Origin of the sequence: Bradyrhizobium sp. PUT101, from assembly GCF_052043945.1 — a bacterium.
GTDB lineage: Bacteria > Pseudomonadota > Alphaproteobacteria > Rhizobiales > Xanthobacteraceae > Bradyrhizobium.
Map to the genome: position 1 here is coordinate 1,318,821 of NZ_CP197207.1, position 14,081 is coordinate 1,332,901.

A 14,081-nucleotide genomic window follows, 5' to 3' on the forward strand; every position below is an offset into this window, starting at 1 on the left:
CTCGCGTCCCATCCTAGAGATCGCTATAGCTCGGCTCCCGCTTTTCCCGGAACGCCGCCACGGCTTCGCGGTGGTCGGCCGTTTCGAGCAGCATGACCTGCTGACGGTCTTCCATCGCGAGCGCGGCCTCCAGGCCCGGCGCATCGATCAGCGAGTTGAGCGTCTGCTTTGTCATGCGCAAGCCCATGGGCGCTGTCCGCAGCAGGTCGCCGGCATAGGCCAAGCCCGTGGCCAGCAATTGATCGGCTGGCACGACGTCGCTGACCAATCCAACCGCCTTTGCTCTTTCGGCCTCGATAAATCGGCCGCTCAGCAGCAGCTCCGAAGCCACTGACAATCCGATCAATCGCGGCAGCAGATAGCCCGATCCCATGTCGCAGCCACCGACCCCCACGCGAATATAGGCGGCATTCATCCGCGCATGCGGGGAGGCAAAGCGGACGTCGGCGGCGAGCGCCAGGGAAAAGCCGGCCCCGCACGCCGCACCTTGAACCAGTGCGACGATGGGCTGAGGACAGCTCCTCATCAGGCGAATGATACCGGAGTATTGCTGCTGCATTCGCAGCTGGCGCTGCGGCCGCCCCTCTCCAGGCTTGGCGAAAGCCTCTGAACCAAGCTCCGCGCCGGCGCAAAATGCGCGGCCGTTGGCACGAAGGATCACCACACGTGTCCTGAGCTTGTCGTGCAGTGAAGAAAAGTAGGCGGTTAGCTCCGCGGCCATCGCCGGCGTCACCGCATTCAGCGTCTCCGGCCGGTTCAACGACACAATGTCGATCCCGGGCCGCTCCTCGATCATGATCGTGGTGAAATTGTTCGCCGTTGGCTCGCTCATCGATATCCTCCCTCTCTCGTCCTTCTATACCTCATCCGATGATGCCGGCGCCGCGCAACGACTCGATCCGCTCCGACGACATGCCGAGTTCGGACAGCACTTCGTCCGTATGCTGGCCGAGCTCAGGCGGCGGCTTTCCCGCCGTCCGCGCCTGGCCGTTGATGCGGACGGGGTGTGCCACGCCCTTCAGATGCCCGGCCGCGGCATGATCATATTCGACGATGATCCCACTGGCATCGGTATGCGGATGGCTCAGCACTTGGGCGAGCGAGTTGATGGGCGAACAGGGCACGCCGGCCGCCGCCAGCACCTCGTTCCACGCCACGGCAGAGCGCGACATCAGCGCCTTCTGCACAAGGCGGAGCGTCTCTGCCCTGTTTTGAACCCGATCGGCATTGGTCCGGAAACGCGGATCGTCCACGATCTCCGTGAGCCCCACAACGCCGCAGAACTTCCGCCACAGATTGTCGTTCGCTACGCCGATCATGATCGGCCCGTCGCCGGTTTCGAAGGCTTGATAAGGGCACAGCGACTCGTGGCTCGAACCGCATTTTGCCGGCTGGACCCCGCGCTCCCAAAAGGTCTGCAGATTATAGCCAAGCAGTCCCATCGCGGTCTCGAACAGCGACACCTGAACCGTTCCGCCTTGCCCGGTCTTCTCCCGTGCATAGAGCAGCCCGAGAATCCCGCTGAATGCATGCACACCGGTCATCTGGTCGATCGGCGAGATCGGGCTGCGGATATACCCTCCGCCCTCGTCGCCCGTCATCGCCATGATGCCGCAAAAGGCCTGAAGGATCACATCATAGCCAGGCGCATTCTTCAAAGGGCCACTTCGGCCGAAGCCCGAGATGCTGCAATGGATCAGTCGCTCATTCAGCGGACGCAGTGTCGCAGCATCGATTCCGAGACGCTCGGCAACGCCCGAGCCGAAGCTCTCGATCGCCACATCAGCCGTCCTCGCCAGTTCATGCGCGATTTTCCGACCGCGGTCGGTCTTGAGATCGATGGCAATGCTGCGCTTGTTGCGGTTCGCGCTGAGAAACACCGTTCCGAAGCCTGGCGCAGGAAATGGGGGCCATCCCCGGGTTTCGTCGCCCTGCCCCTTCATTTCGACCTTGATGACATCCGCCCCAAGGTCGCCGAGATACTGGCTGCATAGTGGGCCCGCCAGCACCTTGGAGAAATCCAACACCTTGATCCCTGCGAGAGGCTTCGACATGGACATGTCCTCAATGATCCGCGCCGTCCAATTGATACGCTGGCGTACTTGATCTGTAAATCTCACATCAGGAAGCGGTCGCATGTGATGACCGCAAAGGTGTGCCGCAGGGGTCTGCGCCAGTGAATGGCTCTCGAAAATATGAAGATAATTGGCGAGACATCGGAAGCAGTGGCGTAGCTCTGCTCGCTTGACACATTAGTTCACCACTGTACCATATTCCAAAAGAATGACGGTCCAACCTGCCGCTCGCGGGTTGCTGCCGGAGAAGCGCATCTGGGACGGACCATGAAAATCATTCTTGTGCGCCACGGCCGGCCGGACGAGAACGATTCCGCGAACCCCGGCGATCCGCCCTTGAACAACGACGGACGGCGGCAGGCGGGCGCCATCGCCGATCTTCTTAGTTTAGAAACCATCGACCGCATCGTCGCGAGCCCGTTGCGGCGCGCTCGGCAAACGGCGGAGCCGCTGGCGCAACGCATCGGCCAGCGAATCAACGTCGTCGACGGCTGGGCCGAGGCTGACCGGTTCGGTACGCGATATCGCTCCACCGAAACGCTGCGCAGTCTGGGGCAGGAAGAATGGAAGCGCTTCCTGACAGACCCGATCCGCTACCTCGGAGGAGATCCCGATCGTTTCCAGGCCGAGATCCTCGGTGCCCTCGAGACCATCGCCGCCGAAGGCCACGCAACACAGAAGGTTGCGATCTTCACTCACGGCATGCCCATCAACGTCGTGCTCTCGCAGGCACTCGGATTGAACGGCTTCGTGCATTTCCTTCCAGGTTACGGCTCGGTCACCCGCCTTCGCCTGCGCAGCGACGGAGACATCGGCATCATCAGCATCAACGAGAGCGGTCACCACGCACTCGCGACGCCGATAGCATCAACAGGCCCATGAGGAGTTCCAGGTGATTTCGTTCGAACTGAGCGAGGAACAGGAGATCGCCCGCTCGGCAGCATCCAGCCTGGCGCGAGCCACGCTCGCGCCAGCTGCCCGCGCCGCTGATGAAGCCACGCAAATTCCTTCCTCCACACTCAAGGAGGCCTGGGCGCTGGGCATCGTACAGGCGGTTGCCGACCCCGCGTTTCGGACAATGGAGCAGCCGACCGTCCTGAACGCGCTCGTCCTCGAAGAGCTTGCGGCCGGAGACGCAACCGTGGCGACCGCCATCGCCGCGTCCGTCGGCTTCGCCAAGGCCGTCGCCGAGCAAGGGTCCGATCGGCAGCGCGAAGAATTGCTCCCGTCGTTCGTCTCGGACGTTCCGCGATTCGCTGCGGTGGTCGAGCTCGACGGCCCCTTGCCCGACGACACGGCGGCGAGGGCCAGCGTCACGCGAACAGCCGATGGATTTCGGCTGCGAGGCGGTGCGACGATGGTGCTGCTCGCAAAGCCCAGCACTCACCTGCTAACGCTGGTCAAGTGCGATGGCCGCGACGAGGCGCTCATTGTCCCGCTCGATACGGACGGCGTGCGCGTCTCGAAAATCGATGGCACGCTTGGGCTGCGCGGCCTCGATTGGGCATCGGTCGCATTCAACGGCGTCACGGTTCCCGCATCCATGCGTCTCGGCGATTCTGCCGGCGCCAATGTCCAGCGTATCCGCGACGCGTCCCGGATCGCCCTCTGCGCGATGCTTTCAGGACTGTCACGCGCTGTGTTCGACTTCGCTCTTCCCTACACCAAGACCCGCATCGTCCACGGCGAGGCCATCGCCCGCAAGCAGGCCATCGCATTCAAGCTGGCGGACATGCATGTCGCGATCGATGGGATGCGCTGGATGGGACTGAAGGCGGCCGCCGAGCTGGATAGAAGCCCCGAGGCGCCGCGCAGCGCACGCCTGGCGCAGCTCTATGCGAGCGATGCCACCATGCGCATCGCCGATGAGGGCGTGCAGGTGTTTGGCGGCCACGGCTTCGTCCGCGACCTTCCGCTGGAGATGTGGTACCGCAACGCCCGCGCCCTGTCGGTTCTCGATGGCCTGGTCGGCGCATGACTGGCGGAATTCGGAGAGACCCCTCATGATCAGCTTTGAGTTCACCGAGCGCGACCGCCAATTGATCGAAGAGGCACGTCGTCAGGCAAAGTTGGCGGCCAAATATGCCCGCGATTTCGAGGACGCCGAGGACAGCCTTCTGCCGCACGCCTATCCCGAGGCGGATGGATGCCCCGACGTGCGAGCTCTGCTCGAGGCCTTTGTCCATGAAACCAGTGGGCACAAGATCATCACCGCGCTCCTGTACCTCGAAGATTGGTATGGTGGCGTTCCACTGCGCGAGCACAGATATTCGCTCGGTAACACCGTGCTGAAGATCGCCGGAACTGCCGAGCAATATGACCGTTGGCACGACCGCACCATCGCGATCGGGTTGACCGAGCCGGTTGGCGGTTCCGATCCGGCTTCGGTGAGGACCACGGCGCGGTTCGATCCGGTCAGCCGCAACTGGATCATCAACGGCGAGAAGATTTTCATTACCTACGCTGAAGGATGCGACGCGGTCCTCGTCCTCGCGCGCGTGCTGCATCCGGATCAGCCGCAGCGCCTGTCCACCTTCATCGTCGAAAAAGGCACACCGGGATTCAACGTCGGCCCTCAGATCCGAAAGATGGGCATCCGTTGGGAAGATACCGCGGCGCTTTCCTTCGTCGATTGCCCGGTTCCGGCCTTCAATCATGTCGACGGCGACCTGAAGAAGACGCTCCAATCGTTCAGCGAATCCCGTCCGGTCGTCGCGGCTTACGCTCTGGGCGTCTCGCGGGCGGCGCTCGACTACACCTGGATCCAGCTTGGCAACGCCGGCGTCAAGCCCGACTACAATGCGCGGCTGGCGACGCAACCGATGGCGGCCGCCCGCCTCCTGTCTCTGGAAGCCGAATGGGAAGCGACCTGGCTCACCGTGGTCCGTGCCAAGTGGATCGAGCAGCAAGAGGGGCCGGGCAAAGTCGACTCGTCCATGGCCAAAGCCATGGGCGGGATGTTGGCACGCCGCGTCACCCAGGCCTGCATCGACGTCCTCGGCGCCGCGGGTCTCTCCGCCGCCGGTCCCCTGGAAAAGCTGTTCCGCGATGCGCGGATCTTCGACATCTACGAGGGGACCGGGGAAATCCAGCGGCTAATCATCGCCCGCCATATCCTCGGCTATTCGCCCAAAGAGCTTAACTAAAGAGCATCGCGCGCATCGCTATACCCTCCGGCCTGGCCCTGGAGGGCTGAGGGCCGTTTCTTGATCGCCCGTTAAAATACGCTAGTGTATGGTATGAGCTCAACGGTCCCATCGGGCCTGCTCCAAGGGACACTGGATGGTTGATCAGCCGGCCTGGGATCTGCGACTCGGATACCTCATTCATGACGTGTCGCGACTGAGGAGGATGATGTTCGATCGCGCCCTTGCGCCGCTCGGAATTACCCGTTCGCAATGGTGGGTGCTGGCGTTCATTTCCCGCAAGGACGGCCTGCCCCAGGTCCAGTTGGCCAACGAGCTCGATGTCGGCAAGGTTGCGGTGGGTGCCCTGATCGACCGCTTGGAATCGTCGGGATTTGTGGTCCGTCACCCCGATCCGGTCGACCGGCGTGTCAAGCGCGTCTTCGTGACCAAGCAAGCCAAGGGCTTCCTCGAACGAATCCGCAAGGAGACCGACAAGTTCAACGCCAGCATTGCCAAAGGCATCGACCGCAAGGAACTGGAAGCCGCCTCCCACGCCCTGCTGGCCATGAAGCACAACCTGCTCGCCTTGTCTGACGTCAACGCGTCCAACGGAACAAAGGAGGAGCCGGTCACCAAGCCGAAGCCGCGACGGCGGCGGCGCGCCGCCTAGTCTCCCCTCGAGCCCGGCGCCGGCCTAGCGTGGCTTATTACTGTCAGCATCGAGAAGATGCCATGTCGATCCTTCGAACCGCATCAACCGCCAGTCCTTGATGGGAGCGAAGTCGTCGGGCGACGTATGCAGGCGAATTCCGGGCAACAGCATCCCCAGCTCGACATCCTTGAGATTTGCCGCAACGCTCATGACGTCCTCTCGCGAGAGATCATCGCCGCACTGCTTCAGCACATGAACCAGTGCCTGTGCCGTATTGTAGCCGTTGACGATCAACGTATCGCTGCGGTCCGCGGCAGGAAGATACTGGTCCACGAATTCACTGAATGCGACAAACCCGGCGTCGGCTTTCCACGCTGGGTCGTTCGGATCCTTGAAATAAGCCGCGGAAATCGCGCCCTGAGCGGTCTCGATGCCCGCTGGCTTGATCACGCTCCCGATTGAGGCCGATACGTAGCTCAGAATGTGCAACGGCCGCCAGCCGATTTCCGCCATCCGCTTGAGGACTTGGGCGGCGAACTTCGGCGTTGCGACGTCGAGCAGCACGTCGGCGCCAGTCGCCTTCAGCTTGACGAGATGAGAGTCAATGGTCGGCTCCGATACGTCGAATGGCTCTTCAGTGACGATCATCGATTGCGCTTTCAGGCCTAGCCCTCGCTTCAGTCCCCGAACGTAGTCCCTGCCGAGATCATCGTTCTGAAACAGGATCGCGATCCTTGCCTCGGGCCGATGTTCCAGAAGATACTTGGCGTAGAATTCCGCCTCGGTCTCGTAGCTGGGCGTGAATCCGATCGTCCACGGGAAATTCCTGGGATCGTTCCACTTCGCAGCTCCGCTCGACACGAACAGTTGCGGCACTTTCTTCGCGTTAAGGTACTTCTGAGCGGCGGAGTTCGTTGCCGTTCCCATGGCGTTGAACACCAACAGCACCTCGTCGCTCTCGACCAGCCGGCGCGTCTGCTCGACGGTCTTGGGCGGCGAGTAGCCGTCGTCATACGACAGAAACGTGATCTTGCGGCCGTTGATACCACCTTCCTCATTGATTTTCCTGAAATAGGCCGCCTCCGTCTTGGCGACCATGCTGAAGGCAGACGCCGGTCCACTGTAGGGCGACGTGTTTCCGATCTTGATCTCGGTGTCGCTGACGCCGGGTCCGTATCTCTTGTCAGCAGCCAAGACCCACCCGCAGGAAACGATCGTGGCCATCGCGATGCAGACGGCAGGTAGGAGATTTCGTCCGAAGGTTCGGGCTTTCGTTCCGACGGTCGCGTCCCATGACGGTGCGCCCGGCACCGACCGTTGATCGAGGCCTCGCATGACATTGCTCCCATCCGCAGCGCACTTACATCAGCCATTTTATTTAGTACACTATCGTACTATAAGGAGCCTTTCTTGGAAGCAACTGCCAACCTGCGCAATCCGGAGCATCACGTGAACTTGGAAGCCGTCCGCAATTTCCGCTTCAACTCCGTCTCCCAAGACTTCAGCCGCCGCGACACGATCCTGTACGCACTCGGTCTCGGCTTCGGCTCCGATGCGCTCGATCCCAATCAATTGCGTTTCCTGCTCGAAGACAGGCTCCTGGCCGTCCCGTCGATTTGCTGCGTTCTTGCGCATCCTGGCCGTTGGGTCGCAGCGCCCGAACTGGCCATCGACTGGATCAGGCTGCTGCACGGAGAGCAGACTTTCGAGATTCACCACCCGATTCCGCCCGAAGGCTCCGTCAAGGGCGACTATCAAATTGCCGCGGTCGAGGACAAGGGCGTGGACAAAGGAGCCATTCTTCACCTCGTGAAAACCCTGAGCGACGCAGCGACGGGAACACGCCTCGCAACCGTCCGCTCGGTGCTATTCCTTCGCGGCGATGGCGGCTGCGGCGGCTTTGGCGACCCGGGCCAGTCCGCCGGGCCGCTGCCGGGCAGTCCGCCGACGCTCACACTGGAAATTCCGATGCTGCCGCAGTCGGCGCTGATCTACCGGCTCAGTGGCGACTACAACCCCATTCACGCCGATCCGGAGGCTGCCCGCAAGGCGGGGTTCGAACGGCCCATCCTGCACGGCCTCTGCACATTCGGGGTCGCGACCCGTGCCATCCTGTCTGCTTTTGCCGGCAACGCTCCGGAGCGGCTCCAATCGCTTTCAGCTCGCTTCAGCCGCCCCGTATTCCCGGGCGAGACAATCCGCACCGAGTTTTTCCCCTCCGGCGACGAAATCCGCTTTCGCTCGATTGCGGTTGAGCGCAACCTCGTCGTGCTCGATCGCGGCACGGCTCGCTTGACGATGTGAGGCCGCTCCACGCGCGACCGCTCGCCAAATTACTTCTTTTCGATCTTCGCGATTTCCACGATCTGCGCCCATCGCCTGGTGTCCGCGTCGGCGAACGCGCCGAGTTCTGACGGCGTCGTCAGGAACGGCTTGGCGCCAACCGATTCCAGATAGGCGCGTGTCTCCGCGCTCTCCAGAAACGCGGCCACAAGACGGTTGAGTCGATCGACGACATCAGGCGGCGTCCCCGACCGCACGAACACGCCGACCCAGGCGGTCAGCTCCGATCCCTGCAGTCCAATCTCCCTCATCGTAGGCGCATCCGGGAGGCTCGCAATCCTCTCTCCGCTGGTGACGGCGAGCACCCGAAGCTGGTGATCCTGAATCAACCCTTGGGCACTCGCTGGGTCGGCGAAAACACAATCGATCTGACCGCTCAGCAAATCCGTCAGCGCTTGCGGCATGCCGCGATAGGGCACGTGCTGCATCTGGATGCCGGCGTCATAGCGAAACAGTTCCGCGGCGCCCCTGCTCGATGTGTTTCCGCTGCCGAAGGACAAGGGCTGCGCGCGCGTCTTTGCGAGTGCGACGAATTCTGCGACGGTTCGCGCCGGGAAGTCGTTCTTGACGGTGAGCAGCAATGGAATGCTCATGACGCCCGCAACCGGCGCAAAATCCGCCTTGGGGTCGAACGGCATCGCATTGAACAGATTGACGTTGGCGGCATGGGTCGAGTTCGTGGTGACAAACACGCTGTAGCCGTCCGCGTCCGCCTTCAGCACCGACAGCGCCGCGAGATTGCCGTCGGCGCCGGGCTTGTTCTCCACCAGGACCGTCACGCCGGCCTGGTTCTGGATGCTCTCGGCGAGGTGCCTGGTTACGCCGTCGGTCGCGCTGCCGGCCGGAAACGGCACCGTCAAGGTCACGCGCCGCGAAGGAAACGTCTCCGCGGAGGCGCTTTGCGCAGTAATCGTCGTGGAACTCACGGCTAAGGCAAGACAGGTAATTGCGAGCATGCGAATTGTCATGAAAGACGGCTCCGAGGGGACAGCTTCAACACAGGCGACATTGCTCCGCCGCACGGCTCGTGGCCAGCGGATGCCACACTAGCGATATTCGTCGTTGATGCATTCAACCGCCAGATCGGCAAGCGTCGTACCGGATATGCGCGTTAGGGAACAATGACCGATCCGCAACTTGCTCCGACTCTCGAGCCTGAGGGCGTGCTGCACCAGAACCTTGACCGGCGTACCGTGGCTGAAGACCGCGATGACGCGCGCTCGCGAAGCCAGCAGTTGCTCGCACGCGCGAAGTACCGTGGCATTGAATTCGGCCTCATCCTTTCCGAAGAAAGCAGCGGGCGATGCCAGGAACTCCGTCCATCGCTCCGGATACTCGCGCTTGATGGTCTCGGGCGAGCGGTAACGGTCGGTGTGCAAGTCGACCTCGGCAAGCCCCTCGACAATTTCAATGGGCAGATCAGTCAGGGACGCCAATGGGTGCGCCGTCAGACGCGCCCGCCGCTGCGGGCTCGACACGATCCGATCGATGCCCTCGCCGGCGAGCAATTCGGCCACACGGCGCGCCTGCAAAGCCCCCTCCCTGGTCAAGGCAGGATCCCCGGGATCCAGCGGATTCCCCTCGTCCGGCTCACCGTGCCTGACGAGAATGAGGCGGGTCGCACCCAGAAGCGTTTCAGCCATGTTCGTTCTCCGCTCGAAGCGCATCGGCAGGTTTCGCTCCGAAAATCGGCCGCCGCAATCAAGCGGCGGCCAAGTCACAGGAGAGCAGGCATACCGGCCTGCCAGCGGAACCTTTCATTGCGAAAATCAGCATCGTTTCAGGGATCAGCCATCGCGCCGGCGGCCACCAAAGCCTGACGGTCCCCCGGGGAAATCCCCCAGTCCGCCAAGGCTGCGTGGCCATCCGCGCCGTGGCGCGACGCCGGTCGCGCGAGTTCGGATACGGTGCGCGAAAACCGGGGCGCCGGACTTGGATGGCGGACACCGTCAAACATGGCGTAAACGTCGCGCGTCTTCATCTGCGGGTGCGACGGCGCTTCGTCCATGGTCAGTACCGGAGAAAGGCAGGCGTCACGTCCGCTGGCGGCCGCGACCCATTCGTCCCTCGTCCGCGACGCGAAAACGCGCGCGAACACGCTGCGCATCATGGGCCATGCCGATCGATCGTTCTGTGCGGGCATCTGCGGCGGATCCAGGCCCATGACCTCGACGAGATTGGCGTAGAAGTGCGGTTCGATAGCCCCGACCGCGACGTACTTCCCGTCTTTGGTCTCATAGGTACGGTAGAACGGCGCACCGCCATCCACGATGTTGTCCGCACGTTTCTCCGACCATGTGCCCTGTTGGCGAAACGCCTGGAATGCCGACATGAGATGGGTGACCCCATCGATCATGGCGACGTCGATCGTTTGTCCTCGCCCCGATCGCTTCGCTTCCCATGCCGCCGCCAGCACGCCGACGACGAGATAAAGAGCGCCTCCGCCCAGATCGGCCACCAGGTTGAGCGGCGGCGGCGGCGGCCGATCATCATCACCGAGGCAGTGCAGCGCGCCCGTCAGCGCCAGGTAATTGATGTCGTGACCGGCCTCCTTCGCCAGCGGTCCGGACTGCCCCCAGCCCGTCATGCGTGCGTAGATCAGCGACGCATTGGCGGCATGGCATGCCGCTGGCCCCAGCCCCAGTCGTTCCATCACGCCCGGCCGGAAGCCCTCTACGAGGATGTCCGCCTGCTCCAACAACTTGAGGATGGTCGCGACCGCCTCCGGCTTCTTCACGTCCAACGCAATCGAGCGCTTGCTCCGATTGTAGAAATCGAACTGCGGCGGCAATTCCGGCTCGCTTCCCGGCTTGAGAATGCGATCGATCCGCAACACATCGGCTCCAAGATCTCCCAGCAGCGCGCAAGCGAACGGCGCGGGGCCGATGCCTCCCATTTCAACGACACGAAAACCATCGAGCGGGCCCGTCACGATTCACTCTCCGTCTTTCGATATTTCGATAATCCAGCGCCACCGCGCGCGAGTTCGCGCAGCCACGGGCTCGGCGCAAACCGCTCGCCATGGGCAACCGCGAACCGACCGCATAGTTCGACGAATTCGTTGATGCCGAATGTCTCGATCCAGCTCGCAATCCCTCCCGAAGATTTTGGAAATCCGAGACCGAGAACAGAGGCCGTATCGGCGTCATCCGCGCTGGAGATGGTCCCCTCCTCGAGACAGCGCATGGCCTCGCGCGCTTCGGCGGCGAGCAGACGCAGTTTCACAGTTCGCGCGTCGGGCTGGCCGTCTGCTCGCGGATAGAGCGAAACGAGACCGGCCCATAGCTTGCGTTCGCCGCTTGCCGGCCAATCGTAAAAACCGCCGCCACGACCGCGACCGCATCGACCGCTCTCGACCAGAACTTTGAGCACCGGTTCGGCCAAAGGCCGACAGAAGCGGGCTTGCTGGCCGTCGGCGCGGGCTTGCCTTGCCTGCTGCAAATTCAGCGCGATCCCGGTCTCGTCCAGAGTTGCCAACGGGCCGATCGCGCGACCGGCGGCGATCGAGGCCATTTCGATGCGTTCGGCTTCGACGCCCTCCTGCAGCATGCAGACCGCCTCGTCGAGATAAGCGGCGAAGACGCGTGTCGCGAAAAAGGACGGACCATCGCGGACGACGATCGGCACCCTGCCGATCGCCTTCACGAAGGCAAGACCGTCCTGCAAGGCAGGCTCCAAGGTTCGCTTCCCTCGGACGACCTCGACCAGGGGCATGCGTTCGGCGGGGGAGAAGAAGTGCAATCCCAGGAACCGCTCCGGACAGCGCAGCGCCGTAGCAAGACCCGACACCGCGAGCCCCGACGTATTGGTCGCCACGACCGAGTCGGTTGTGACCGCCTGCTCGATCTGCTGCAGCACGCCCTCTTTCGTGGACCGATCTTCTGCCACGCTCTCAATGACAAGGCCGCATCGGACCAACTCTTGCGGCGTGAAGGGCTTGATTGCGATCAGGTGCAAAATCCGACGGCTTTCGTCCTCCGACATCCGGCCCCGGCTGACCTGACGCTCGACCGACGTTCGGATGCGCGCTGTCGTGTCCGAGGCTCGGTCCGCACTCCTCGCGCAAAGGACGACCTGCCGCCCGGCAGCCGCGATGGCCTGAGCGATGCCGCACCCCATGAGGCCCGCTCCGACGATCCCAACCGGGTTCGCCCTATCAGTCATGGAATTGGACCACATCATTGATCTCAGCGCGGCCGACACGAGCCGTGTTCGCTTTCACGTCTGGGTCTTCGTATCCGAACGATATTCCAAATAGCAATTTCAAGTTCGAGGGCACCCCGAGATGTTCGCGAACCACATCCGGAAACAGGCCGAGAGCCCCTTGCGCGCAGGACGCAATTCCATACGCCGTCAGCAGAAGCATCACGCTCTGCGCATACATGCCGATATCGGTCGCCTCACGCGTATCGAACGGCTCGGACATGAAGATGAACACCGCATGTGGCGCGTCAAAGAAGGCGTGGTTTCGGATATAGGCCATCTTCCGGCCGACCGCGTCGTGACGCTCGACACCCATGGCTCCGTACAACGTCCTCGCGGCATCGACCTGACGCTCGCGATAGATGCCGGTGAACACGCCGTCGGCAGGCCAGTCCGGCTTGATCGGTTCGTCGCGCATCCCTGCCGACGTCAGCGCCTCACGCAGCCGCTTCAATGTTTGCCCCGAGACGACGTGGGGCGACCAGGGCTGAACATTGCAGTTCGACGGCGACCACTGCGCCAGTTCAAAAATCTTGTGGAGGACATCGTCGGGAATCTCGCGCTGGAGAAATCCCCGAACCGAGCGCCTCGTCCGGATCGCTTCCTCAACGCTCATGGCGCCTTGTTCACTCACGGTCGCCGCCCTCCTCGATCAAGTCGAGCCCTCTCTTGGCATAGGCACGCGCAAGCTTGCGTCCAATCCGCGCCGCGTCAGGCAAGACGTTGTTGCCCTGATCACCGCGTACGGCGACGCCCGCGCTCCCGACGGCTCCGCGGAACATCGCGAACACCTGGTGAAACCGCCCCAACTGCTCCCGTGCGCCCGCCAATTCATAGTAGCGCTCGAGATAGTCCTGCTCGGGAGGAATCCCCAGTTCCTCCAGTGGAAGGCCGAGCAGGCCACCGTTCTCGTCGGGCGCCATCTGATAGGCCTGACTGTTGAATGCCAGATCGACCAGGGGATGACCCAGCGTCGACAGCTCCCAGTCAAGGACGCCGATGACACGCGGCTCCCTTGCGCCGAACATCACATTGGCGATGCGGAAGTCGCCGTGGCATAGCGCAAGTGTCTGGCTCTCCGGAACGCGCTCTCCCAGCCACCTGACGATCTTGTCCAGGTCCGGATTATCGTCGTCACCGCGCCGGAACTGCTGCCATTGCGACGACCAACGCGTGAACTGGCGAGCGAAGTAGTTTCCCGGCCGTCCGAAATCGCCAAGCCCGAGCTTCTGGTAGTCGAGACGATGGATCGCGGCCAGCGTCGCGCACATAGATCGATAACATTCGGTACGTTCGGCCGGAGTCAGGCCGTTCAGGGCAAATTCCTGAAAGACGCGCCCATCCAACCACTCCATCAGATAGAACGGCGTGCCGAGGACCTCGCGGTCCTCGCAGTAACGGTAGGGCTTGGGCGCCTTCACGTCACTGCCCTGCAATGCGGTCAGCACCCGATATTCACGGTCGATGGCGTGCGCCGAGGGCATGAGGACACTCCCCGGCTGCTTCCTCAGCACCCCCCGCCAATCGCCCCGCGTGACGAAATAGGTCGGATTGGACATGCCGCCGCTGGTCCGCTCGACTTGGGTGCGAGCGGCGCCGCCGAGCCAGGACCTCAGGTAGTCGTCCAGACGAGCGATATCGAAATCGACATTGCGATCTGCGGCTGTCGCGCCCATGCCG

At 62.8% G+C, this 14,081-nt stretch carries 14 protein-coding genes; 5 read left to right on the forward strand and 9 right to left on the reverse strand.

Annotated elements, in window-relative coordinates:
* Positions 1-13: 13 nt before the first annotated feature.
* The gene (locus ACSHT2_RS06415; protein ID WP_440640842.1) at positions 14-796 is read right to left on the reverse strand and encodes an enoyl-CoA hydratase/isomerase family protein; all 783 of its coding nucleotides are present in this window, start codon (positions 794-796) and stop codon (positions 14-16) included.
* Between the two features lie 67 nt (positions 797-863).
* Positions 864-2,138, reverse strand: coding sequence for a CaiB/BaiF CoA transferase family protein (locus tag ACSHT2_RS06420; protein ID WP_440640843.1), 1,275 nt, complete (start codon positions 2,136-2,138; stop codon positions 864-866).
* Positions 2,139-2,342: 204 nt separating this feature from the next.
* Between ACSHT2_RS06420 and ACSHT2_RS06425 the strand changes: the two genes are divergently transcribed.
* From ACSHT2_RS06425 to ACSHT2_RS06440, 4 genes are all read left to right on the forward strand, one after another.
* Positions 2,343-2,957 (forward strand): histidine phosphatase family protein, encoded by a 615-nt coding sequence (locus tag ACSHT2_RS06425; RefSeq protein ID WP_440640844.1) that lies wholly within the window; start codon positions 2,343-2,345, stop codon positions 2,955-2,957.
* 10 nt (positions 2,958-2,967) lie between these two features.
* Entirely contained in the window at positions 2,968-4,053 is a 1,086-nt protein-coding gene (locus ACSHT2_RS06430) for an acyl-CoA dehydrogenase family protein (protein WP_440640845.1), read from the forward strand.
* A 25-nt stretch (positions 4,054-4,078) separates the two neighbouring features.
* Positions 4,079-5,221 carry an acyl-CoA dehydrogenase family protein gene (locus tag ACSHT2_RS06435; RefSeq protein ID WP_440640846.1) on the forward strand — a complete coding sequence of 381 codons (1,143 nt, stop codon included), beginning with the start codon at positions 4,079-4,081 and terminating at the stop codon, positions 5,219-5,221.
* Positions 5,222-5,357: 136 nt separating this feature from the next.
* The gene (locus ACSHT2_RS06440) at positions 5,358-5,873 is read left to right on the forward strand and encodes a MarR family winged helix-turn-helix transcriptional regulator (protein WP_440640847.1); all 516 of its coding nucleotides are present in this window, start codon (positions 5,358-5,360) and stop codon (positions 5,871-5,873) included.
* 24 nt (positions 5,874-5,897) lie between these two features.
* On the opposite strand, the gene ACSHT2_RS06445 is transcribed toward ACSHT2_RS06440, so the two are convergent.
* The gene (locus ACSHT2_RS06445) at positions 5,898-7,079 is read right to left on the reverse strand and encodes an ABC transporter substrate-binding protein (RefSeq protein ID WP_440642785.1); all 1,182 of its coding nucleotides are present in this window, start codon (positions 7,077-7,079) and stop codon (positions 5,898-5,900) included.
* A gap of 186 nt (positions 7,080-7,265) precedes the next feature.
* On the opposite strand from ACSHT2_RS06445, the gene ACSHT2_RS06450 reads away from it, so the two are divergent.
* Positions 7,266-8,159: a MaoC/PaaZ C-terminal domain-containing protein gene (locus ACSHT2_RS06450; RefSeq protein WP_440640848.1), complete on the forward strand. Its 894-nt coding sequence runs from the start codon at positions 7,266-7,268 to the stop codon at positions 8,157-8,159.
* A 29-nt stretch (positions 8,160-8,188) separates the two neighbouring features.
* Here ACSHT2_RS06450 and ACSHT2_RS06455 read toward each other — a convergent pair whose 3' ends face one another.
* The 6 genes from ACSHT2_RS06455 to ACSHT2_RS06480 form a co-directional block, all read right to left on the reverse strand.
* Positions 8,189-9,166 carry a Bug family tripartite tricarboxylate transporter substrate binding protein gene (locus ACSHT2_RS06455; RefSeq protein ID WP_440640849.1) on the reverse strand — a complete coding sequence of 326 codons (978 nt, stop codon included), beginning with the start codon at positions 9,164-9,166 and terminating at the stop codon, positions 8,189-8,191.
* A gap of 78 nt (positions 9,167-9,244) precedes the next feature.
* Entirely contained in the window at positions 9,245-9,841 is a 597-nt protein-coding gene (locus tag ACSHT2_RS06460) for a histidine phosphatase family protein (RefSeq protein ID WP_440640850.1), read from the reverse strand.
* A gap of 137 nt (positions 9,842-9,978) precedes the next feature.
* Entirely contained in the window at positions 9,979-11,130 is a 1,152-nt protein-coding gene (locus ACSHT2_RS06465) for a CaiB/BaiF CoA transferase family protein (protein WP_440640851.1), read from the reverse strand.
* Entirely contained in the window at positions 11,127-12,380 is a 1,254-nt protein-coding gene (locus tag ACSHT2_RS06470; RefSeq protein ID WP_440642786.1) for a 3-hydroxyacyl-CoA dehydrogenase NAD-binding domain-containing protein, read from the reverse strand. Before ACSHT2_RS06470 ends, ACSHT2_RS06465 begins: the two co-directional genes overlap by 4 nt.
* Positions 12,355-13,035 carry a nitroreductase gene (locus ACSHT2_RS06475; protein WP_440640852.1) on the reverse strand — a complete coding sequence of 227 codons (681 nt, stop codon included), beginning with the start codon at positions 13,033-13,035 and terminating at the stop codon, positions 12,355-12,357. Before ACSHT2_RS06475 ends, ACSHT2_RS06470 begins: the two co-directional genes overlap by 26 nt.
* Positions 13,028-14,077, reverse strand: a complete 1,050-nt coding sequence (locus tag ACSHT2_RS06480) for a phosphotransferase family protein (protein ID WP_440640853.1) — start codon at positions 14,075-14,077, stop codon at positions 13,028-13,030. Before ACSHT2_RS06480 ends, ACSHT2_RS06475 begins: the two co-directional genes overlap by 8 nt.
* Between the last annotated feature and the right edge of the window lie 4 nt (positions 14,078-14,081).